Origin of the sequence: Myxococcus sp. AB025B, assembly GCF_006518215.1 — a bacterium.
GTDB lineage: Bacteria > Myxococcota > Myxococcia > Myxococcales > Myxococcaceae > Myxococcus > Myxococcus fulvus.
In genome coordinates this window covers 1-456 of sequence record NZ_SRLW01000713.1, presented here as the reverse complement: position 1 = coordinate 456, position 456 = coordinate 1, and the positions used below count along the sequence as shown (strand labels likewise).

Annotated in this window: 1 protein-coding gene; it reads right to left on the bottom strand. The window is 42.3% G+C overall.

Going from position 1 to position 456, the window contains the following annotated elements:
* A partial coding sequence (locus tag FL311_RS43650) for a CorA family divalent cation transporter (RefSeq protein WP_228557494.1) occupies positions 1–456 on the bottom strand: 456 nt, incomplete at both ends.

Here is a 456-nt window from a genome sequence, read left to right as displayed (position 1 = left end):
GATCAGATTCAACATTATTCTGAATAATACCTTCTTCTAAATCCGCTAGCTCATCCTCTAACTCATCAAGCACCGACGCCATCCGACTGGTTAACATGTCTGTTAACGTAACCAATAAATCAGCAGTATTAATTGGCCCTTCATTATTTTCCAGATTTGTCACAATATCCTGGATCGACAATAAGCGACGCCGACGACTTGAGATAATAAAGTGCGGTGTTATCCATAATCGAATAGACACCATATCTGAAGGATTAGAACCTGGATTTAAATTCACACCACGCAAAGTAACTAATACACCTTGGCCAATTTTAACCGCCCTTGGTCGCGTCTCATCGGCACATAAAGCATCAATCACGGCATCTGGCATGTCTTCCACAGAAGACAACCAATCCCTTGCATCTGGGTGACTAAAATCGATATGAATCCAACGACTCCCCTCAGTAGGCAAATGAG